General features: G+C 59.5%; 1 protein-coding gene. It reads left to right on the forward strand.

The genetic code is table 11. The features are described 5' to 3' along the window. Positions 1–481 (forward strand): GGDEF domain-containing protein (locus JIG40_RS02610; protein WP_199464713.1); only part of this gene is annotated, 481 nt, incomplete at both ends.

The raw sequence follows: 481 nt of genomic DNA on the forward strand, positions 1-481 counted from the left end.
GGGTAACCGCGCGTACTACATGAACCAGCTCAATGGCTGGCTGAGCGAGAACGCCGTGGGCGGCGTGGCCATTTTGCAGGCGCAGTTCATCAAAGAGCTCTACGAAGAGAAAGGCTACGAAGCGGGCGACGGCATGGTGCGTGATTTGGCCGCGCAGCTCAAAGCCACCGTCACCACGCCAAACGCCACCATTGCGCGCATCTCCACCGATGAGTTCGGTTTGATTTTGCCCAACCTGGATGAGAGCGAGCTGCGTCTGGTGGCCGATGGCCTCATCAACGCCATTCAGGTGGTCAACCCTGACCCGACCGGCATGGCCGCGGCGGATGCGTCGCTGGGTGTGGTGCACAACAAAGAGAGCAAAACCTCGACCGAGATGCTCTCACTGCTGGATAACGCGGTGGCCACGTCCAAAGCCAATCCGGAGCTGAAGTACGGTTTTGTCACCAGTGCCACCCATCAGGTGGTGATGGGCAAACAA

The sequence above is a fragment of the Vibrio sp. bablab_jr001 genome, from assembly GCF_016464285.1.
Taxonomy (GTDB): Bacteria; Pseudomonadota; Gammaproteobacteria; order Enterobacterales; family Vibrionaceae; genus Vibrio; species Vibrio fluvialis.